We start from the raw sequence: 21,234 nt of genomic DNA on the forward strand, positions 1-21,234 counted from the left end.
GTTTCTTTTTAAATGACACTTTCTTAAAAAACATCTGCTTATCCGCAATCAGAAATAAAATCCACTACTTCTGCAAATATACGCTTTTATAATTTAATTCCCGGTACAATTTACTATTATTACGTGGAGTGCTTATGGGACAGATTATAGAAAAAATCAGAAATGAGATCAAAAAAGTTGTTGTTGGGCAGGACAAAATGATCGACGGCCTTTTGATCGGTTTGGCATGTGACGGGCATATTTTGTTGGAGGGTGTACCGGGGTTGGCAAAAACGACGACGGTCAATGCCCTATCCAAGGCTTTGGGACTTAAGTTCAAACGGGTGCAGTTCACACCGGACCTTTTGCCAAGTGACATTATCGGGGCAGAGATATACGATCCCAAGAACAACAGTTTCAAAATAAAACAGGGACCGGTCTTTACAAATCTCCTGTTGGCGGATGAAATCAACCGGGCTCCGGCGAAAGTGCAATCGGCACTGCTGGAGGTGATGCAGGAGAGACAGGTAACGATTGGTGAAGAGAGTTTCAAGATCGATCTTCCTTTTCTGGTTATGGCGACGCAAAACCCTGTGGAGCAGGAGGGCGCCTACAACCTTCCCGAAGCTCAGCTTGACCGTTTCATGATGAAACTGGTGATCGGCTACAATACGCCGGAGGAGGAGTTGGAGATTGCCAGACGGGTGGCGAACGATGCATTGGGCCAGATCGAAGAGGTGGCTTCGAAAGAGGATATTTTCAGAATCAAAGAGGAAGTGAAGAAGATCCACATTGACGAAGAGGTGGAAAAGTATATTGTCGATTTGATATTCGCGACCCGGGAACCGGAAAAGTACAATCTCGAATCGATCGAAAAATGGATTATGTATGGAGCGAGTCCCCGGGCATCGATCGACCTTTACAAAGCGAGCCGTGCCCAGGCTTATCTGCGGGGGAAAGATTTTGTCTCTCCGGTCGATATCGCCTATGTTGCCAAAGATATTCTGCGCCATCGCATTATTCTCAGCTATGAAGCGGAGGCGGAAGAGATAAGCAGCGATCTGGTGATCGACAAAGTGCTTGAAACCGTTGCGATTCCCTAAAGGTTTTCGGTGAACAAACGGCTCAAAACCCTTTTGATAAAAACAAAGCGCCAGGTTTTTTCCGAAATGATCGGGAACAACCCTTCTCTTTTTCATGGGGAGGGGTACGACTTCAGTGAGCTTCGCGAGTATCAGGTCGGCGACGATATTCGTAAAATCGACTGGACTATCACGGCGAAGCTTCAAAAACCCTACGTCAAACTCTTTCATGAAGAGAGAGAACTCCACATTGTGGCAGCCTGTATGATGGGGGGCAGTCTCTTTTTCGGAACCCATAGGATCAAGCAGGAAGTGGTGGCAGAAGTAGCGGCGATACTGGGTTACTCTGCAATCAAAAATTCGGATCTGTTTACCGGGGCGATCGTATCGCAGTCGGGAGAGATGGTCGAGAGGGCTACGAAACGGATATTCGGCGTCAATCGGTTTGTAGAGTCAATCGATGGCATGAAGGTTCTCGGGCAGAGCACCGATTACGTGAAAGGGCCTCGTCGGCTTTTCAAGCGTATCAAGCGGCGGAGTGTTCTTTTTCTGATCGGGGATTTTCTATCCGCCGTGGATTTGGGGCTTTTGAGCAAACGGCACGAAGTGATCGCCGTCATTGTCCGGGACCGTTTCGAGGAGCATCCCAAGCCTCTCGGGCAGGTGCATCTGGTCGATCCGGAGACGGGAGCGACACTGCAGACCCACTTCGGTGAAAAGAGTGTGGACCGTTACCGTGCCCAGATTCTCGCCAGTGACAAAGCGCTCTATCACCATTTGCATAAACATCGTATCCGGTTCGTCAAAATCTATACCGACGAGGATCCTTTCGGCAAACTCGTCCGACTTTTCGGAGGTCGGATGTGAATCCCAAAGATTTGCCTATTCACGATATAAAGCCTTTACTGCCCATTCCCGATATTTCGATTTATCTTTTTGGCGGGTTGGTGATTGTCGGGCTTTTGGTGCTTGCAACCGTACTCTTTTTCGCATGGCGGTGGTGGCAAAACCACAGAAGGATCGATCCCAGGATCGGTTGGTTGGAGCAGTTGGATCGAATCGATTACACCGATCCCAAAAAGGCGGCATATATAATGACAAAATATGGACGCCTTCTTGCCGAAGACAAGCGGCGCAAGGAGATTTTGGAGCAGTTGATTCCCCGTCTTGAACGATACAAATACAAAAAAACGGTACCGCCTCTGGATGAGGAGACGAAACGGTTCATGAAACTCTTTATCGAGATGTCGCACGATGCACTTTGAGCATTCATGGGTCTTTCTTTTCATTCCGCTTTTTCTCTTTTGTGAACGCAAATGCCCGTTGCGGCTGGAGCTTCTCTTCTTTCCCCACATCGGGCGCATCACGAAAAGTCTCCGAAGCGCCTCTTTGATGCAGGCGTTCAAATGGATGGCGTGGGGCGGCACAATTCTTGCCCTCGCATCGCCTGTGACGACAAAGGAATTCCATCCCTCCCATGCGATGGGACGGGACATGGTTCTTGTGATTGATGCGAGCCGTTCGATGGACGAGCCTTTTTCGATTGTGCAAAAAGAGAACAAGTTCGAAACGGTAAAGCGGGTGGTGAAAAGCTTCATCGAACAACGTAAAAACGACAGGCTCGGGTTGATTATATTTGGTGAGTATGCCTACGTGGCTTCGCCAGTCACTTTCGATCATGGTGTTCTCTCGGCGATGATTCCCTATCTGGAAGTGGGAATGGCAGGGGAGCGTACGGCAATCTACGATGCCATCGCCATGGCGGCGAAACTGCTGAAACACTCCGAAGCGAAAAGCAAAGTGGCCATCTTGCTGACCGATGGCAGGAATACCGCCGGGAGAATTCCTCTGCAGGTGGCCGAAAAGATGCTGCAGCAATACCATATCAAACTCTACACGATCGGTGTGGGAGGTATGCGCGAATACGATCCGGCGATTCTCAAGGCATTGGCGAAAAGCACGGGTGGAACTTTCTTTTCGGCATCCGATCCGAAAATGCTCGAAGAGGTGTATAGAAAAATCGATACTCTGGAACCTTCCAAAGTGGAAAAAGAACCGGTCGTCGAGACTACCTACCTCTACAGCTATCCCCTTTTCGTGGCGGCCATGTCCCTTCTTGCCTATCTTTTTTTGCTCAATCGCGGCGAGGTGGCCCGAGGATGAAGTTTCTCTTTCCCGAATTTATCTATCTGATGCTTGTGCCCGCCGGGATTCTTTTTTATCTGATTTCGACCAACAAAGATGTGGTGGAGCGCATCTTCGATGAAAAGACGCTGCAGAGGCTGCGAATCAGCGGGGATTCGCTAGGGCGTGCCGGACACAATACGCTGATGTTTTTTGCCTTTTTCATGATGACGCTGGCATTGGCGCGACCCGTCATAGACCAGGGAAAAGAGCGGGTGGAAGGCCATGGCATCGATCTGGTGATCGCACTTGATCTCTCACAGTCGATGCGGGCAGCCGATTTCTATCCGAACCGGTTTCTTTTCGCAAGGCAGAAACTGGAGGATGTTCTGCCGAGAATGCCTGCCGGACGCATTGGAATCGTCGGGTTTACATCCGCCTCCTTCATTATCACGCCTCTAACGAGCGATCGTGACACAGTGCGGTTTCTTTTGAAAAGAGTCTCGCCGGATTCTGTGACGGTACAGGGAACGGACCTCTCCGCCGCATTGAAAGGGGCGGCCAGGCTTTTGCAAAAAAGGCCGAACAAAACGGTGCTGCTGGTGACCGACGGAGGGGACGAAGAAGATATATCGACGCTCGTGAAGATTGCAAAAGAGAATGGGATGCGTGTGATGGTGTGGATGATGGCGTCGCGGCAGGGGGCACCTGTTCCGGTTGATGGTAACGGCTCTGTCATGAAACGAAATGGAGAAATTGTCATCAGTCGTGCCAACGTGGATCTTGCGCGGCTTGCGGAATCGACCGGGGGGATTTATGTGGAAGCGACGCTTTCGCAGGAGGATGAAAAGCGCGTGGGAGCCTTTCTGCAACGGTTGAGCCGGGAAGGGGAAACCTATGAAAAAACGGTGGAGAAACGCATTGAGCTCTTTTACTATCCTCTGGCACTCGCACTGCTGGGGCTTCCCTTCGCCTTCTACTCCATCGGAACAGGACGCGGGACCTTCGCATTGTTGCTTCTGGTACCGCTGATGACTTTTTCGCAGAAGATGGAAGCGGGTGTACTCGATTTTATGCTGATCGACAAAGGGGAAAAAGCGTATTGGGAGGGTGACTTCAAAAAAAGTACGAAAGCGTTTGAAGAGCTTGTCATGCATACTCCCAAAAGTGAAATCTGGTTTGATCTTGGAAACAGCTACTACCGAAGCGGCAGATACAAAATGGCGTGCAGCGCCTACGAGAAGGTCGTCACACCCGACATGAAGGTGGAGCAGGCCAAACTCTACAATCTGGGCAACTGCTACGTTAAGCTTGGAGAACTTCAAAAAGCGGCTGAGCTCTACCGCAAAGCGCTCGCCCTGGGAGAGGATGCCGATGCGCGATACAATCTGGAAATGGTGATGAAGGCCCTCAAAGAGATGAAAAGGAAAAAATCGGGATCGAACGCGAAGAGTCGTAAAAAAGGCAGAGAGAAGAACAAGCGCTCCTCTTCCGCGTCCGTTTCACAGGATGGGGGGAAACGTGGCGCAAAGAGCTCTAAACGGAGCGATCAGCGGAAACTGAGCCTCGCAGAGGAAAAAAAGTGGATGCGTCTGATAGAGAAACAGCCGATGAAACCGAAACTCTATCCGTTGATACCGCCACGGAAGGGAACCGAAATTGAACCCTGGTAGAATTTTTCTTTTGCTGCTGCTGTTTTTGCCCCTGATGGGAAAGGTGGTAATCAGTGTGGACGAGAATCCGGTGATAGCGGGCGAATCGGTGGAAGTCATGATTGAGGCGGAGGGGGAGAATGTTCGTTTTCCGGAGATCCAAAAAATTGGAAACGATAGAGTCGTTTCCGAAGGCATGCAGCGGCTAGAACGCCTGGAAGGGAACCGTACGGTCGTCAAATGGGTGAAAGTGTTGGCCTTCACTCCCCAAAAGAGCGTGACAATCCCTCCCCTGGAAGTGGAAGTGGACGGCCGAATCGAAAAGACGCAGCCCCTGAGGGTGCGGGTGAAGCCGAAAAGCAAAAGCGACGTCGACAATTTCATCATCGAGCTTATGGCAGACCGCAACGCCTCCTATGTGGGGGAGACTGTCGATGTGACGGTGCGGTTCAGGGAGAAGCGCGATGTTCCGGTCATGAATGTCGATTTCGTTCCCATCCAATACGAAAACTTCTGGGTCAAGCGGGTTGGAAAGGAGCGGCGCTATGCGCAAGGCAACTATCTCGTCCATGAAATTCACTATCTCTTCTTTCCCCAAAAAGTGGGAGATTTGACCATCGGCCCGGCGGAAGTGAAAGTGGCGATGACCAAAAAAATGCGGGACGCTTTCGGCTTCATCGTCCGCCGTCCTCAATGGATAACGGTAAGAAGCCGCTCTTTGACACTTCATGTAGAACCTCTGCCGGAGGGAGTGACGCTCGTGGGCAGGTTCAGAATAAAGGCGGAAGTCTCCACGACGCAGACGAAAAAAGGGAGACCCGTGGAACTGACAGTACGTGTGGATGCCGAGGGAAATATCGAAGATTTCGAGATGCCCAGACTTCAAATCGACGGAGTGACGGTTTACGAAGAGGAGCCGAAAATCGAACAGAAGTACCGTTACGGCTCTTACAGCGGTTCATGGGAAAAAAAGTATATTCTGATCGGGGAAAAATCCTTTACCATTCCTCCTTTCGAGATAGACTATTTCGATCCGAAAACCGAGGAAATCAGAACCGCAAAAACGAAACCGATTTCGATTGAGGTGGCCGGCAGCGTGGAAAAAGAGCGGGCAAAACGTCCGAAAAAAAGTTCGGTTTTCTCAAGAGAGGAAAAGAGAATGCAATGGATCTATATGACCTGGATCGTCGCGTTTTTGCTTGGTATGGGAGTGATGTATCTGTGGATGGATTCAAAAAGAAAACGCGGAGGAACGTACCCGGGAAGCAGAGTGCAGACAGATAGCGATTCCCGGATGCTCCAGCGGCTGATGCCATATATTTCCGAATCGAAAGAGGCGGCACAGATGGCGGAAAATCTCTATGCGTCCATGTTCGAAGGCCAGTCGGTGAAAATCGACAGGCGGGAGTTCGCGAAGCTGATGGAACGACTAAAAAAAGCAAGAAACAGGAAACAGGCAGACGGTTGATGTCTGTTTTTGAAAGGATGTTTGAGAGGCCTGTGAAAGTATGTTGACCGAAGATTGACGACTAAAGAATGTCGTGCAGCCGGTTGGCCTCCTCCATCCATCGGCGAAGATGTTCCCATTTTTCACCATTGATAAGAGCGCGGCAGACGCGCAGCTCCTCTTCAAAATGGTCCATCGCTTCCAGCAGATTGTCGCGGTTCTGTTTGAAAATCTCTTCCCACATGATGGGTGAACTCTTTGCAAGCCTGCTCATGTCCCGGAAACCGCCCGCTGCGAGAATCAGAATGTTGTTAGCATCCTCCTGCGCCATGACGGCATTGGCGAGGGCGTAACTGATGGCATGGGGAAGATGGCTGATATAGGCGGCATGACGGTCATGTTCGTGCGCATCCATCGTGACGATTTTCATGCCGATTGCTTCAAAGAGCGCTTTGGCTGTCTCCTGCTGAAGGGTACCGCTTTTATCGATGTCGCACAATACGACAATCTTATCCCTGTAAAGATTGGCAACGGCGGCGGATGGCCCGAACTTTTCCGTCCCTGTCATCGGATGGGCAGGAACGACATTTTTCCTGATTTCCGCCGGAATATTCTCGACGATTTTGGCTTTGGTACTTCCGAGATCGACAATGGTACAGCGCGGAGAGACATCGGTCATCTTCTTTAAAGATGCAATGATCCCCTCCACGGGAATTGCCAGAAAGATCACATCGCTGCGTTTGAGCTCCTCCCAGGAGACGATCGCATCAACAAGGCGGAGTCTGAGCGCTTCGTTGCAATGATCGGGATTGTGATCGAATCCGATCACCTTTTCCACCTGGGGAACGCTTCTGAGGGCCAATCCGAGTGATCCGCCCATAAGCCCCAGTCCGACGATTCCGACAACCATGAATTCTCTCCCATCTGTGACAAAGTCCGAAATTGTATCACAATACAAAATAAACGGCGTTTAATCGAAATGATGATAGACTTTAAGCCTTTTATACAAAAATTCGCATACAGACGCCCGACAATGAGGAAATAAATGAAACGTATTTTGTCTGCCATCTTGATGACGGCGGTTTTTGCAAGTGCCCAGCAGATCAAAGAGATTCGCTTTGATGGGTTGTTGCATCTTTCTGACGATATCGCTCAGGAGATAACGGGCATCCATCCCGGCGAAACGATCGATATCGAGAAAGTGGACGAGGCGATAAAAAAACTTTTCGCCCAAGGTTATTTCAAAGATATCTGGGTTACGGAAGAGCACGGGATACTGACTTTTCATTTCAGGGAAAAACCGGTCATCTCTCAAATCCTATTCAGCGGATACGGAGAGAACAAGCGAGACGAGCTGCTTTCTACGATTGGGCTGCACAAAGGGGATATCTACGATGAAGCCAAGATCGAAAAAGCGGAAGCACTGATCCGAAGCACCATTGAAGGGGAGGGCTTCTTCGACACGGTGGTGGAGACGGAAGTGACACCTCTTGAGACGGGAAGCGTCAAGGTGGAGTTCAAGATCAACAAAGGTGAGAACATCATCATCAAAAAACTCAATCTATGCGGTGCCGAACACCTTGAAAAAGAGGAGATCGAAAGTGTCATGGCAAACCGTGAACATGACTTTATGGGTTGGATGTGGGGATTTAATGACGGTAAGGTAAAGATCGACCAGCTCAAATACGAAGTGCCCAGGATTCGTGATCTCTATATGCGCCACGGATATCTCGACGCCAAAGTGGAAGATCCGCTTCTGCGGGTCGACTTCGATCAGTATTCGGCGATTCTAGACTTCAAAATCGAGGAGGGGGAGGTCTATAAAGTCAAAGATGTGCAGATTGACCTGGCCAAACCGGTGATTGATCCGGTCATTCTCAAGGATACATTGAAAGTGGAACCGGGAGATACTTTCAACATCGACGATCTGCGTCACGATATGGAGCGTATCAAGGAGTCCATTGCCAACATGGGATACGCCTACGTCCGTGTCATACCGGATTTCTCGAAGGACGAGAAGGATCATACAACGATCGTCAAGTACAAAATTTTCCCGGGAGAGAAAGTCCATATCAGAGATGTTGTTATTTCCGGCAATACGCGTACCCTCGATCGTGTCGTTCGCCGCGAAATTTTCCTGGCGCCCGGCGATCTCTACAATCTCACCGATTTGAAAGATTCAAAATCCGCTCTGATGCGGACCGGCTATTTCGAAAATGTGGTAATTGACGAACGCCGCGTCAGTGAAAACGAGATGGATCTGGTGGTCAATGTCAAGGAGGCACAGACCGGGAATATCATGGTCGGCGGTGGTTACAGCAGTTATGACGGTATTATCTTCAATGCTTCTGTCAATGACAGGAATGTATTCGGCAGCGGTTTGGCTGTCGGGCTCAGCACCGACCTTTCCCGACATCGCAACAACTTCAACTTCAATATTACCAATCCGAGAATATGGGACAGCGATTACAGCGCCGGGTTCAACATCTATCACAATGAATTCGAAAGTTACGACTATACGGAAAAAAGGTTCGGAGGTTCTGTGACTTTGGGGAGGCAGATTGCACGTTACTGGCATGCATCGGTTATGTACCAGTACTATTCCACAGAACTATCTGACATCGACCCGGATTTTCCCGACTACGATTTCTATGCCAACAACGATTTTGTAACGAGTGCCGGTACACTAAGTCTTCGTTTTAACAATACCGACGACTATTACCTGCCACGTCATGGCATGATTTTCGGCATGAGTTCGCAGTTTGCCGGTCTCGGTGGAGATGCCGAGTACAACAAAAACTATCTGACTTTTTCCATCTTCCAGGGAATGGAGGATTATATCAACTACGATTTGATTCTGCGTTACAAAGCCCGCGTCGGATTTTTCGGAAATGACAACAAACTCCCCATCAGTGCAAAATTCTATATGGGCGGAGTGCGAACAGTGCGCGGATATGAATCGGGTTCAATCTGTGACGAAATCAACGGATACAGGACAGGAGGCAAATATACTTTCTCCAATTCCGTGGAAGCGAGTGTCCCGCTTGTCCAAGCGGCCAAAATGCGGCTCGCCTTCTTTCTTGATTACGGGATGATCGGTGATGAGAACTTTGATGATTACAAAAGAGCGGGAACCGGTGCGGTCATCGAGTGGTTCTCGCCGATGGGGCCCATCAGCCTGATTTTCGCCTATCCTCTGATGAGGGAGGATGGAGACAAAATCTCCAATTTCGAATTTACAATGGGACAGCAGTTCTGACGGACGTATAAAACGACCTGTTGCCGAAGAGTAAAAAGAGAGGTGGGGCCTATTTTCTTCTGTGCAACTGCACCGCGATAGGAGCCGGTTTTTCCAACACTTTGATTCGTTCACCGGCCAGATGGTTTTCGAAGGGAGTGGCGATTTTGAGGACTTCGTTTTCATATACGCACGTGACGGTGCCCAGTGTGCGATTTTGATGAATTGCCTGGGCCAGCGAGACGATGTAACTGAGCCAGAAGAGGGTCTGTGCGTCGGGCAAGAGCTTCCGGTAGGGTTTCGTGAAACTTTCTTTGGGAAGGCGCCGTTTGTTGAAACGGATGAGAGTGGCGATGAGGATCATCTCTTCGTGTGTGAATCCGTAATCCAGGTTGTTCAAGATAAAGTAGGCGCTATGCCTGTGGTAGTTGTAGAAGTTGAGACGAATGCCGATTTGGGAGAGTTTTGCCGCAATCTGCAGATGCCGGCGCAACGAATCGGGCAGACGGTATGGCTTTTTGAGGGTATCGAAGAGGATACCCGCTGTCGAAGCGATTTGCGCAGAAAGTTTCCTATCGGTGCAGAAGCGATCCTGAAGACTTCGGACACTGGGATTGAAATTGGCCGGGAAAAGGTGATTGCTGTTGCGCAGCAGGTCACTTAGAAAGAGTCCTTCCCGAACGCCGACCCCGCTGGTGACAACCTCCTTGGCGCCGATATGCTCCAGAACTCTCAAGAAGATGAGTGCACCGGGACGGATTGTGTCGATCCGGTCTTTTTTGATGCCGTATTTTGAGAGTTTCATTACAGAGGCGTGTGCCACTTTGTCGATGAATTTTCTCTCTTCCGAGAGATCGAAGATGAAGGCGTGGACCAGGTCCACCGCATGGTGGTTTCGCTGCATGATCGCTTTGGCGATGGCGCGGATGGTTCCCCCGATGCCTACGGCGCTTCTGGCGTAAAAGGATGGGGGGAGTGCCTCCAGGGCTTCGTCGATAAAGGCAACCGCCTCTTTGATGGGGGCTTTCTTGTCGAAAAAGAGCTCTTTGAGACGAACGGTACCAAGTTTGAGAGAGCAGGTTTCGACAATTTTACGGTTGCGAATGAGCGCCAGGTCGGTGGAACCGCCGCCGATATCGATGGTTATACCGTCGGTGACCGGCAGCAGGTTGACTGCCGCGATGCCGCCGAGCCATGCTTCCCTTTCGCCCTCGATCACTTTGATCCTTAGACCCAGTTCCTTTTCGACCGACTTGACGAATTTTCTTCCATTGGGCGCGTCACGGACGGCAGAGGTTGCGACACAGAGGATTTTTCGGGTTTTGTAACTCTTGGCTATGGAGAGGAATTCTTGCAGAGCCGCTTTGGCTCGGGCCATGGCGGGAGGCTGGAGCTCACCGCTCTTTTCGTAGGCTCCTTCGCTGATTCGGACCCGGCTTCGGGTCTCGTTGAGAAGATGGAAGCCGAAACGGCTGGTCCTCTCGAATACCACCATCCGGGCGGAGTTGGAGCCTATGTCGATGATGGCGGTACGTTTGGCCATGGTTTACGGATTTATTGTTCTTTCTGCAGATGTTCGAATTTGAACTTGAGCTCTTCGACACTCTCGACGTTGTCGGGGTCGGGGACGATACAATCAACCGGGCATACAGCGATACAGGCCGGCTCGTCGTAGTGTCCAACGCACTCGGTACACCGGTCCGGATCAATGATGTAGATGGGATCCCCCTCTTCGATTGCACCGTTGGGGCATTCGTCGCGACATGCGTCGCACGCTATACATTCATCGGTAATCATCAATGCCATGTAAAACCTTCCTGAAGGGGCTGTTATTATGCCCCGAAATTAATTTCCGAGATTTATAACCTATGTAACCTTACCTAGGCCTTAAATAAAAAATATAAGTTCTCATTCGGAAGAGTGCCATTTTCGGGAGAGGGAAAGAGAGTGCTATTTTCCCGGCAATCCGGGAAAAATTCTTAACCGGCAGGAAGTTCGCATTGGGGCGTAGTCGAAAAGACAAGAGTGGCTACTGTCCCCGTCTTTCCGTCGGTTCTGTTTTTAAGGGAAATTTTGGCCCCCATGGCATCGGCGGCCGATTTTGCCAGAAAGAGACCCAGACCGGCCCCCGGTGCGTTGCCGACACGTTTGAACGGGGCGAAGAGATCGACACTTTCGTCGATTCCGGGACCTTCGTCGATCACTTCGAGCCGAATCTTGTTCTCTCCTTCCATCCGTGTACGAAGGAGGATCGATTTTCCTTTGGGAGTGAACTTGAGCGCGTTTTGCAGAAAGTTCTGAAGAATCTGGTTGAGCAGGGTCGTCTGGATGCAGCCCACAAGCCTTTCGGGCTGGAGATCGAGTTTGAGCTTTTTGTCTTCCGCATTGGCCAAAAGGACGAAATCTTCGCCTTTGCGCCGTATGAAATCGATCATGTCCACTGTCTGGGGGAGCTCGAAATGGGCACCCTCCTGCCGGCCTATTTCAAGAATGGAGGTGATCATCTGATTCATCTCCTGGATCGTTTTGTTGGCAAGCTGCAGCGCTTCGATATATTTTTCGGGTTCCCGCTTCTTGATGAGGGTGACATCGTTTTTGAGTTTCATGACATTCAGGGGTGTTTTGAGTTCGTGTGCCGCGCCGATAAAGAGCTCTTTTTGATATTTGACGAAGGTTTGGATACGGTTGATTAGCCGGTTGATCGATTCACCGAGGGGAACGAACTCCTCGGGCAGCACTTTCGTATCGATCGTTGTTAGGAAATTTTCGTTGAGAGTGGAGAGTTTCCTGGTCAATCGGGTGATCGGCATCAGCAGCATCGCCGAGAGGCCGAAGGCGTAGAGCACGATAAGGATGAGACTGATCAGGTTGATGATGACAATGGAACGCAGGATCTTTTTGAGCATGCTCCGGACATTGGTGATCTCTTTGCTCACCAGCAGGTAGGTTTGCGCTTTGAAGTTGTACGGATAGATCAGGTCGATGTAGTATTTGCCATGCTCTTTGCGTTCGCGCCACTCAAGAGAGCTGTAGAAGTGATGGGGTGCCGGGATCACCTTTGCCGTGATCTGCAGGGCGTTTTTCAGATTCTTCGCATCGATTTTCTCTCCCTCGGCATAGTCGGGGAAGGTTTGGACGATATAGCGGGCCTGTTTGACGAGCTGCTGGGAGAGTTCGTCGTAGATGGACTGTTTTATATAGGCATAGAGCATTGTCGAAAAGATGATAAGAAGAATCGAAGATGCGATGATAAGCTGTGTGAGAAACTGGTTGCGGATACTGCGGTTTCTGGCCATCATCAGCCTTTTTGTTTTGTATTGTAACGTAAATTCAACGAGGTTTTTGGCATATTAGGTTGACATTTCAGTGTCATGCCATTTCGATATTCAATCGGGTGCATGGCCCATGCTCTGAAAATCTCTCCCGGATTTCCGATTGTCCGGCACTCCGTTGGCAAAACGCAAGCTTTCAAAGACGCTTGGAACTCGATTGAATCATAAAGGTGGAGTATGTGATTGGAATACGCGGCGGCAAGACCGCGCATCGTGGAAAGGGGTGTTACTCTTCGTTGTTTTTCTGCGGATAGCAGAAGCGGTAACCGCGGCGTCGTACCGTTTCGATGGTTTGAATGCCGAGGGGTTTGTCCATCTTCTGACGGATCTGGTTGATTGCCACTTCAATGACGTTGGGAGTGACCAGCTCGGGCTCTTCCCAGATGGCATCGAGAAGCTGCTCTTTGGAGACGATTTCGTCGCGGTGGCGTGCCAGATGGGTCAGTACTTCGAAAGGCTTGCCTTTGAGTTCGATCTCCTTGCCCTTGTAGACGACCTTCTCCTCCTGGGGATTGATGCTCAGATCGTCGATTTCGATGACGTTGCTGCCTCCGAATCGCAGTCGTGCCTTGATGCGTGCAATAAGAATGTCAAAATCGAAAGGCTTTTTGATATAGTCGTCGGCTCCCGCCTCGAGCGCTTCGATTTCACTCTCTTTGTCATCGCGGGCGGAGAGGATGATGACAGCGGTTTTCGGATTGTTCGTCTTGGCTTTTTGGATCAGTTCCAGACCGTTGCCGTCGGGAAGCATCCAGTCTGCAAGAATGAGATCGTAGTTGCGGATATCGAGATAGTAATCGCCGTCTTTGAAATTTTCTGCCGAATCCGTCTGGTAGTTGAATTCGTTGAGCCCTTCGGAGAGGGTTTTGTTGACCGTGGTTTCATCTTCTACAATCAGTATACGCATAGGTTGCAATCCTTGGGTATGAAATTTAAGCGGGATTATAGCATATTTTTAGATTGTTTTAAACTATTTTTCAAAAATTTTTAAAGAAAGCTGCGAAAATCTTCGACGCAGACGCGACAGTTGGGAAGGATATCGGGTTTGCAGATTGTAATTTTTATTGTTTCGATTTTTGGAAAATTTTTTTTCAAAGTGGAAAAAAGTGTCTCCAGCGCCTCTTCAATCAGATGAAAAGCACCCTCTTGCATCACCTTTTCGATGTGCTTCGCCACCTTCGCGTAATCGATAAAACTCTCCGGTGTATAGGAGTAGTCTATCGTCGCATCCACCAGAATGCGCTGGGGCGTTGTCCGTTCATGGGCCAGGATGCCCAGGACCGCTTCGAAAGAGAGCGATTCGATCCGGATTCTCATGCGACCCGTTTCTCCTCGCCGCGTATCAGGCGGACAATGTTGGGAATATGTTTGTAGACGACGATGATCGCGATGATCCAGATTGGCGCGTGGGAGTGGATGTTCGGTACATCCGGATAGAGGATGTAGCTGGCGATGATAAAAGTGACAAGAGCCCCCAGGGAGGCGAGGGAGGAGATGCGGACGGTTTTCCCAAGCAGAAACCAGACCACCAGGGCGATCGCCGTGACCATCGGCATCATGAAGGCGAGAACACCGACACCGGTGGCGATGCCTTTGCCCCCTTCGAACATGAGATAGGGACTGAAGCAGTGGCCGGCGACGGCGAGAACCGCGATGGCCCAAAGAGTGGCATCGGGCATGCCTGCCACTTTGGCGACAAGCAGAACGAGAACACCTTTGAGCGCATCGAGCACCACTGTGGCGATGGCTAGTTTCCTGGCCAGTTTCGGATCGCGCTCCTTGACGACGCGCAGCACGTTCGTGGCACCGATGCTCTGGCTGCCGGCACTTTTGATATCGACACCCGCGAAAAGTTTCGCGAGAATGAGACCGAAAGGGATGCCGCCGATCAGATAAGCGGCAAGATAGAAAATGATATTGGGATTGGTCAAAAATTCCATGCGTATCGACTCTTTATGGTAAAATTATCGCCAATTATATGAAAATTATCGTTAGTTCGCTATTAAGGATCTTTTTTGGAACAACAGAAACTGAAAGAGAATATACAGAAACTGAAAGAGAAGTTGCCGGTTACCATCGTCGCCCACTACTATCAGCGCGACGAAGTGTTCGAACTGGCCGACATCACCGGCGACAGCCTGGAGCTGGCACGCCGCTGCAAAGCCGACGACAACGAGTGGGTGCTTTTCTGCGGCGTGGGGTTCATGGGCCAGAGCGTCAAGGTGATCGCCCCCGAAAAGCGGGTCGCCATGCCCAAGATCGCCTGTTGCGCCATGGCGCGGATGATCGACCAGAAGTGTTACGACGATTCGGTCCGGTTTCTGGAGGAACACGGCATCAAAGAGACGGATGTGCTGCCTATCACCTACATCAACTCCAGCGCCGAAGTCAAGGCGAGCGTGGGCAAGATGGGCGGGATGGTCTGCACCAGCTCCAACGCCTACAAGATTATCGAGCAAGGACTTGAGAGTGGCAAGAAGATCCTCTTCGTCCCCGACCGCTGCCTGGGACAGAACGTGGCCAACATGATGGGGCTTAGATCCTGCGTCATCGGTGATGGCACCGACCCCAACGAAGCCGACATCATCTGCTACAACGGTTTTTGCTCGGTGCACCAGCTCTTCACCGTCGACGACGTGCGCTTCTACCGAAAGAAGTATCCGGGCATCAAGATCGCCGTCCACCCCGAATGCGACCCTTCCGTGGTGGCCGAGAGCGATTTCTGCGGCTCCACGAGCCAGCTCATCAAGTATGTAGGCGAGCTGCCCGAAGAGCAGAAGGTGGCGGTGGGAACCGAATACAACCTGGTGCACCGCATGCGGGAGAAAAACACGTATGTCCTCTCTTCCACAAAGCCCGAGTGCCCCACGATGAACGAAACGACCCTGGAGGATGTCTACACGACCCTCAAAGCGATCGAAAAAGGGGCGGTGCCCACCGAAATCGACGTCGATCCCGAAACCCGTGAGTGGGCCAAAGTGGCGCTGGAGAGGATGCTGGCGCTATGATCATCCAGGAGTTCGTCAAGGAGGTGCTCCTCGAAGATATCGGCCGGGGGGATCTTTTCGGCCGGGTGGCGCCCCGCAAAGAGGCGACGGCGCAGATCATTGCCAAGAGTGAGGGGATCGTCGCGGGACAGCCCTACCTGGAGGCGCTGGCGGAGTTTTGCAACCTGCGGCTCTACTGGTTCAGGCGGGACGGCGAGCCTTTCGAAAAAGGGGAGGTGCTGCTCAAGATCGAAGGGGACGCCGCGGACCTGTTGGCGGCGGAGCGCACCCTGCTTAACATGCTGCTGCACGCCAGCTCCATCGCCACCCAGGTTCGGCCCTACGTCAAGGCGCTGGAGGGGACCGGCGTGCTTCTTCTGGATACGCGCAAAACCCGCCCCATGCTGCGCAATTTCGAAAAGTACGCCGTGCGGGTCGGGGGCGCCGTCAACCACCGGATGGGGCTTGATGATGCGTTGATGCTCAAAGATACCCATTTGAGCCTCATTGACGATCTGGAGGCTTTCATCGACAAAGCGCGGAAAAAGATTCCCTTCACGACCAAGATCGAGATCGAGTGCGAAACGGTGGAGATGGCCGCCAAGGCGATGGATGTGGGCGCCGATATCGTCATGTGCGACAACATGGCCCCCGAACAGATTCGTCAGGTGGTGCTCTACCGCAACGAGAACTACCCCGGCGTGCTGCTGGAAGCCAGTGGCAACGTGACGATCGAGAATATCCGCCAAATCGCCGAAACCGGCGTGGACGCCATCAGCTCCGGCGCCATCATCCACCAGTCGCACTGGATCGACCTTTCGATGAAGATCGTGACATGAAAAAAGAGGGAAGTAAAAAGTGGGAAGTGGGAAGCTGATATGAAAAGCGTCTCCCTCACCACTCTTCATTTACTACTCACTACCAACTACCCGCTACCCAACAATGGCTGACGATTTAGAGAAGACCGAAGAACCGACCCCCAAGAAGATCGAGGAGGCCAAGAAAGAGGGGAATGTTCCCAAAAGCATGGATACCTCGGGCTTCGTCACGCTCCTGGTCGCAGTGGTCGCTTTCGCGGCACTGACCGGCTGGATTTTCGATCGGCTCGAGACACTCTATCGGTATTATGTCAATTTTGTCGGAGTCGAGCTTACGCCCAGAGTGCTGGTTGATATCACGATCTATTCGGTGATCCAGATTTTTGTGATGGTTTTGCCCCTTGCGCTGCCGGTGGCGATCGCGGGGATGCTGGGCGCCTGGGCGCAGTTTGGTTTCATTTTCACGACCAAGCCGCTGGTGCCCGATCTGACGAAGATCGATCCCATCAAGGGAGCCAAGAACCTCTTCTCCCTGAAGAAACTGATCGAAGGATTCAAAATAACCGTCAAGGTCGCCGCGGTTTTCGCGGTTGCCTTCAGTGTCTTTCTAGGATTCATCAAAGAACTCGTTTCGGTTTCGCGGGCACCGCTTCCGGAGCAGATTACGTGGCTTTCCGAGAGGGCGATCATCCTGGCGGCCGTCATGCTTGTCCTGCTGCTCGTCCTGGCGCTTGTCGATCTTCTTTTTGTGAGGTACAACTATTTCAAAGGGCTTCGCATGTCCAAACAGGAGATCAAAGACGAGATGAAGCAGATGGAGGGAAATCCCGAAATCAAGGCGAAAATCCGGCAGATTCAAATGGAGATGGCGAGGCGGAGAATGCTGGCGGAGGTTCCGAGTGCTGATGTGGTCATCACCAACCCCACCCATTACGCCGTGGCCCTGCAGTACCGTCAGGAAGAGGGACACGCACCGAAAGTGGTGGCCAAGGGGGCCGACCTGATCGCCCTGAGAATCAAAGAAATCGCAAGAGAGCACCATATTCAGATTGTCGAAAACCCGCCCCTGGCCCGGGAACTTTACCGAAGCGTCGAAATAGACGAGGAGATTCCGGAGCGGTTCTATCAGGCGGTGGCCGAAGTATTGGCATTCGTTTACAGATCCAAAAGCGCTATGTGAGGTTGGTTTCGATAAAATCGCGCCATGGAATACAAACGAGCGAAAAGGGCGGTGGAAAAGGCGCGCCATATCACCATCGTCGGTCATCTCAATCCCGATGCCGACGCCATAGGTACAGCCCTGGGGCTCTGGTGGATCGTGAAGGGACTTGGCAAGCGTGCCGATGTGGTGTTTGCCAGCCGGCCGCTTCCGCAGCTTCTTTCGTTTCTGCCCGGTTTCGGAAAGATCAGGCATGCGCTCCATCCCGGAAGCGATCTGATCGTCAGTGTCGACTGCGGCAGTTTCGACCGCCTCGGTATCGAACGGCCGGAAGGGAGCTTGCTTGTGAATATCGACCATCACAAGAGCAATACGGCCTATGGCGATCTGAACCTGGTCGAGCCCCATTATGTATGCGCCGCCGAAGTGGCTTTCAGACTGGCCGCGACAGCGGGATGGGATATTCCGAAAAACAGCGCATCGAATTTCTACACCGCCTTGATCAGCGATACCGGTTTTTTCGGGTACGAAGGGGTCGACGAGCGTGTATTCGATTTTGCCAAGACGCTTTTGCGGCTGGGCGCCTCACCCGAATGGTCGGCGCGCATGCTTCGAGAAAATCAGCCCCTGTGCAAAATGCGCCTGCTTCCGATGGTTTTGGAGACGCTGACACTCTATATGGACGGCCGTGTCGCGGGACTGCATGTGACACGCGGGATGCTCGAAAAGAGTGGGGCGACCGTCAACGAAACGGACGATATGGTCAACTATGCCCGAGCCTTGGCGACGGTGGAGATCGGTTTCTTGGTCCGTGAAGAGGAAGATGGCGGGCTGAAAGTTTCCCTGCGCTCCAAAACCACGTCGGATGTAAGCCGCATCGCCGTGGCTTTCGGAGGGGGCGGCCACAAGCATGCCGCGGGCTTTACCCTTTACGGGGTGGAACATGATGTGCTTGTCGAAAAACTATTGAAGATGATAAAAGAGGAGAAGTTTGTATGAGACGGAAAAAGAGCGGTTTTGGCATAACCCTTTTGCTTGTCGTGTTTCTGGCAATAATCGGGGGTGTGATCTATCTGGCCAACTCTCCGATGTTTGAACGCAATCGTCCGCGGATCGAGGTGCCGGATACACTCTACTGGAACCTGAAAAAGCCGATTGCCGTCAAGCTGCAAGACGATACGGGAATACGCAGCTACAAGGTGACACTCAGTGATGGGAAAAACAGTTTCGTCGTCGCCCAGGAGAGACTCGAAACGCCGAAAAAGGCGGTCGATCTTGCGGTGACACTGCCCAGGGCGGGATGGAACCGTCGGACGACGTCGGCCACGATGATCGTGGAAACGACCGATATCAGCAACTGGAACATGCTCAAAGGCAACAGCGCATCCAAAAAGGTGGCGATTACGATCGATGCGGTCCGGCCTTCCGCCTATGTGCTGGCCAATTCCTACAAGATCACCCAGGGCGGAAGCGCGCTGGTGGTCTTCAGCGCCACCGATGCGAACCTGAAAGATGTGGCCATCCATACCAGTTTCGGAAAAGTATTCAAGCCCGAACCTTTCTACAAGGAGGGATTTTACGCGGCACTGATCGCATGGCCCGTGACGGAGAAGAAATTCCGTGCCTGGGTGGAAGCGACCGATCTTGCGGACAACGTCACCAAGGCCCATATACCGCTTTATGTCGAAAGGTATCGCTACCGGCGGTCCAATATCAAACTCAAAGACCGTTTCCTCAACGGAAAAATCGCCGATCTCGCCAGCCAGTTCGACGAAACGGCGAATGTGTCCGACCCGCTGGAACGCTTTCGGATCATCAACGAAGATATCCGTAAGAAAAACGAGGATCTCATCCACAAACTGAGCTCCAAAATATCCGATAGGTTGATCCGCCGATGGAGCATCAAACCCTTTTATCCTCTCAAAAACGGCAAAAAGGTGGCCAGTTTCGGCGATCACCGCTTCTATTATTACAACGGCAGGCGGGTGAGCGAATCGTATCATCTGGGGCTCGATCTCGCCAGTGTCAAGATGGCCGATGTCCTGGCCTCCAATCCGGGACGTGTTGTCTTCGCGGGCTATAACGGCATCTACGGCAATATGCCCCTGATCGACCACGGCCTGGGTCTTTTTACCCTCTACGGCCACTGCTCTACGCTTTCCGTTGCCGAAGGGGATGTCGTGAACAGAAAAGAGGTAATCGCCAAGACCGGAAAAACGGGACTGGCTCTGGGGGATCATCTCCATTTCGGCGTGGTGATTCAGGGGGTCGAGGTGAGGCCGGTGGAGTGGATGGATGCGCACTGGATCAAAGACAATATCACGACCGTTTTCAATACGGCGCGAAAGATGATTGATCGCCGGACGCATTGATCCATCTTGGTGAACGGATGTCAACGAGTTTTCAGATTTTATCAAGGTTGTGGTATTATTGAGAATTTGAAGAGCAATTCGGAACAGTTGAAAGCAAGCTGAATGATAGGACGGCGAAGGTCCGGCCGATCGAATGGGACCGAGTAGGATAGGATTATGATAAAACAGCGAACGATAGCCAAAGCGGTGAAGAGTGTCGGAATCGGGCTTCACAAAGGAAAGCCCGTGCATCTGGTGCTCGAACCGCTGGAGGCGGACAGCGGCATTGTGTTTTACAGGAAAGATGCCGGCGTGACCATTCCCCTGCTTCCGAAGTATGTGGTGGATACGCAGATGGCGACGGTGATCGGAAGAGAGGGTGTCAACATCTCCACGATCGAACATTTTCTCTCGGCACTCTACGCTTATGGCATCGACAATATGCGCGTCGTGCTCGACGACGGGGAGATGCCGATCATGGACGGCAGTGCCGCGAGTTTCTGCATGATGCTTGATGAAGCGGGTATCCGTGAACAGAACGCTGGCAAGAGGATCATTCGGATCAAGAAAGAGGTGCGTGTCGAGGCGGGTGAGAAATATGTGGCCCTCAAGCCCTCCGAAACGGCGGATTTCGACTTCAGGATCCGTTTCGACCATCCGGTCATCGGGGAGCAACATCGCGATTTTGTTTTCAGCAAAAGCGGATTCATCCAGGAGATCGCGCGGGCGAGAACTTTCGGGTTCCTCAAGGAGGTCCAGTACCTGCGAAGCAAAAATCTGGCTCTGGGGGGCAGTCTGGAAAATGCCATCGTTCTGGACGATACCAAAGTGCTCAATCCCGAGGGGCTTCGGTTCGAAGACGAATTCGTCCGTCACAAAATCCTCGATGCGATGGGGGATATGAAACTGCTTGGGCATCCGATTCTCGGAAAGTACGAAGCCTTTGCGGGGAGCCACGAACTGAACCACAAGCTGACACTGGCTCTGCTGGCCGATGCGAGCGCGTATGAAGTGGTGACGTTGCAGGTCAAAGAGAGTGTGGCCTTTGCCCAGAGTTTCGCATGA

General features: G+C 51.7%; 20 protein-coding genes. 13 read left to right on the forward strand and 7 right to left on the reverse strand.

The features are described from left to right. Positions 1 to 134 precede the first annotated feature (134 nt). The 6 genes from JMG82_RS09785 (at position 135) to JMG82_RS09810 (ending at position 6,305) form a co-directional block, all read left to right on the forward strand. Positions 135 to 1,082: an AAA family ATPase gene (locus JMG82_RS09785; protein ID WP_201352555.1), complete on the forward strand. Its 948-nt coding sequence runs from the start codon at positions 135 to 137 to the stop codon at positions 1,080 to 1,082. Between the two features lie 9 nt (positions 1,083 to 1,091). After that, positions 1,092 to 1,928 carry a DUF58 domain-containing protein gene (locus JMG82_RS09790; RefSeq protein ID WP_236579130.1) on the forward strand — a complete coding sequence of 279 codons (837 nt, stop codon included), beginning with the start codon at positions 1,092 to 1,094 and terminating at the stop codon, positions 1,926 to 1,928. Between the two features lie 227 nt (positions 1,929 to 2,155). Then, positions 2,156 to 2,326, forward strand: coding sequence for a hypothetical protein (locus JMG82_RS11740; protein ID WP_236579131.1), 171 nt, complete (start codon positions 2,156 to 2,158; stop codon positions 2,324 to 2,326). Continuing rightward, positions 2,316 to 3,224, forward strand: a complete 909-nt coding sequence (locus JMG82_RS09800) for a vWA domain-containing protein (protein ID WP_201352557.1) — start codon at positions 2,316 to 2,318, stop codon at positions 3,222 to 3,224. The genes JMG82_RS11740 and JMG82_RS09800 overlap by 11 nt, the downstream gene beginning before the upstream one ends. After that, a complete protein-coding gene (locus tag JMG82_RS09805; protein WP_201352558.1) occupies positions 3,221 to 4,858 on the forward strand; it encodes a VWA domain-containing protein in 1,638 nt (545 codons plus the stop codon). The genes JMG82_RS09800 and JMG82_RS09805 overlap by 4 nt, the downstream gene beginning before the upstream one ends. Next, positions 4,845 to 6,305, forward strand: a complete 1,461-nt coding sequence (locus tag JMG82_RS09810) for a BatD family protein (protein ID WP_201352559.1) — start codon at positions 4,845 to 4,847, stop codon at positions 6,303 to 6,305. Before JMG82_RS09805 ends, JMG82_RS09810 begins: the two co-directional genes overlap by 14 nt. A 61-nt stretch (positions 6,306 to 6,366) precedes the next feature. Here the strand turns inward: JMG82_RS09810 and JMG82_RS09815 are convergent, their stop codons facing one another. Then, positions 6,367 to 7,194: a prephenate dehydrogenase gene (locus JMG82_RS09815; protein ID WP_201352560.1), complete on the reverse strand. Its 828-nt coding sequence runs from the start codon at positions 7,192 to 7,194 to the stop codon at positions 6,367 to 6,369. Between the two features lie 135 nt (positions 7,195 to 7,329). Here JMG82_RS09815 and bamA point away from each other — a divergent pair, with 135 nt between their 5' ends. Then, complete coding sequence (gene bamA / locus JMG82_RS09820; protein WP_201352561.1) at positions 7,330 to 9,543, forward strand: outer membrane protein assembly factor BamA; 2,214 nt, start codon at positions 7,330 to 7,332, stop codon at positions 9,541 to 9,543. Positions 9,544 to 9,592: 49 nt separating this feature from the next. Here the strand turns inward: bamA and JMG82_RS09825 are convergent, their stop codons facing one another. The 6 genes from JMG82_RS09825 to plsY form a co-directional block, all read right to left on the reverse strand. After that, positions 9,593 to 11,065, reverse strand: a complete 1,473-nt coding sequence (locus JMG82_RS09825) for a Ppx/GppA phosphatase family protein (RefSeq protein ID WP_201352562.1) — start codon at positions 11,063 to 11,065, stop codon at positions 9,593 to 9,595. 11 nt (positions 11,066 to 11,076) lie between these two features. Further along, on the reverse strand, positions 11,077 to 11,328 hold the full coding sequence (locus JMG82_RS09830; protein ID WP_201352563.1) for a YfhL family 4Fe-4S dicluster ferredoxin: 252 nt from the start codon (positions 11,326 to 11,328) through the stop codon (positions 11,077 to 11,079). A gap of 173 nt (positions 11,329 to 11,501) precedes the next feature. Further along, positions 11,502 to 12,821 (reverse strand): sensor histidine kinase, encoded by a 1,320-nt coding sequence (locus tag JMG82_RS09835; protein ID WP_346727040.1) that lies wholly within the window; start codon positions 12,819 to 12,821, stop codon positions 11,502 to 11,504. A gap of 259 nt (positions 12,822 to 13,080) precedes the next feature. Next, complete coding sequence (hsrA, locus tag JMG82_RS09840; protein ID WP_201352564.1) at positions 13,081 to 13,761, reverse strand: homeostatic response regulator transcription factor HsrA; 681 nt, start codon at positions 13,759 to 13,761, stop codon at positions 13,081 to 13,083. An 80-nt stretch (positions 13,762 to 13,841) separates the two neighbouring features. Beyond that, entirely contained in the window at positions 13,842 to 14,171 is a 330-nt protein-coding gene (locus tag JMG82_RS09845) for a dihydroneopterin aldolase (protein WP_201352565.1), read from the reverse strand. Then, positions 14,168 to 14,794: a glycerol-3-phosphate 1-O-acyltransferase PlsY gene (gene plsY / locus JMG82_RS09850; RefSeq protein ID WP_201352566.1), complete on the reverse strand. Its 627-nt coding sequence runs from the start codon at positions 14,792 to 14,794 to the stop codon at positions 14,168 to 14,170. Before plsY ends, JMG82_RS09845 begins: the two co-directional genes overlap by 4 nt. A 75-nt stretch (positions 14,795 to 14,869) precedes the next feature. Between plsY and nadA the strand changes: the two genes are divergently transcribed. From nadA to lpxC, 6 genes are all read left to right on the forward strand, one after another. Beyond that, positions 14,870 to 15,862 carry a quinolinate synthase NadA gene (gene nadA, locus JMG82_RS09855; protein ID WP_201352567.1) on the forward strand — a complete coding sequence of 331 codons (993 nt, stop codon included), beginning with the start codon at positions 14,870 to 14,872 and terminating at the stop codon, positions 15,860 to 15,862. Continuing rightward, a complete protein-coding gene (gene nadC / locus JMG82_RS09860; RefSeq protein ID WP_201352568.1) occupies positions 15,859 to 16,680 on the forward strand; it encodes a carboxylating nicotinate-nucleotide diphosphorylase in 822 nt (273 codons plus the stop codon). Before nadA ends, nadC begins: the two co-directional genes overlap by 4 nt. A gap of 103 nt (positions 16,681 to 16,783) precedes the next feature. After that, positions 16,784 to 17,839 carry a flagellar biosynthesis protein FlhB gene (gene flhB / locus JMG82_RS09865; RefSeq protein WP_201352569.1) on the forward strand — a complete coding sequence of 352 codons (1,056 nt, stop codon included), beginning with the start codon at positions 16,784 to 16,786 and terminating at the stop codon, positions 17,837 to 17,839. A gap of 24 nt (positions 17,840 to 17,863) precedes the next feature. Then, positions 17,864 to 18,817 (forward strand): DHH family phosphoesterase, encoded by a 954-nt coding sequence (locus JMG82_RS09870; protein WP_201352570.1) that lies wholly within the window; start codon positions 17,864 to 17,866, stop codon positions 18,815 to 18,817. Continuing rightward, entirely contained in the window at positions 18,814 to 20,190 is a 1,377-nt protein-coding gene (gene pgp6 / locus JMG82_RS09875) for a peptidoglycan metallopeptidase Pgp6 (RefSeq protein ID WP_201352571.1), read from the forward strand. Before JMG82_RS09870 ends, pgp6 begins: the two co-directional genes overlap by 4 nt. Before the next feature lie 159 nt (positions 20,191 to 20,349). Further along, entirely contained in the window at positions 20,350 to 21,234 is an 885-nt protein-coding gene (lpxC, locus tag JMG82_RS09880) for a UDP-3-O-acyl-N-acetylglucosamine deacetylase (RefSeq protein ID WP_201354407.1), read from the forward strand.

The organism is Hydrogenimonas urashimensis (assembly GCF_016593255.1).
Classification (GTDB): domain Bacteria; phylum Campylobacterota; class Campylobacteria; order Campylobacterales; family Hydrogenimonadaceae; genus Hydrogenimonas; species Hydrogenimonas urashimensis.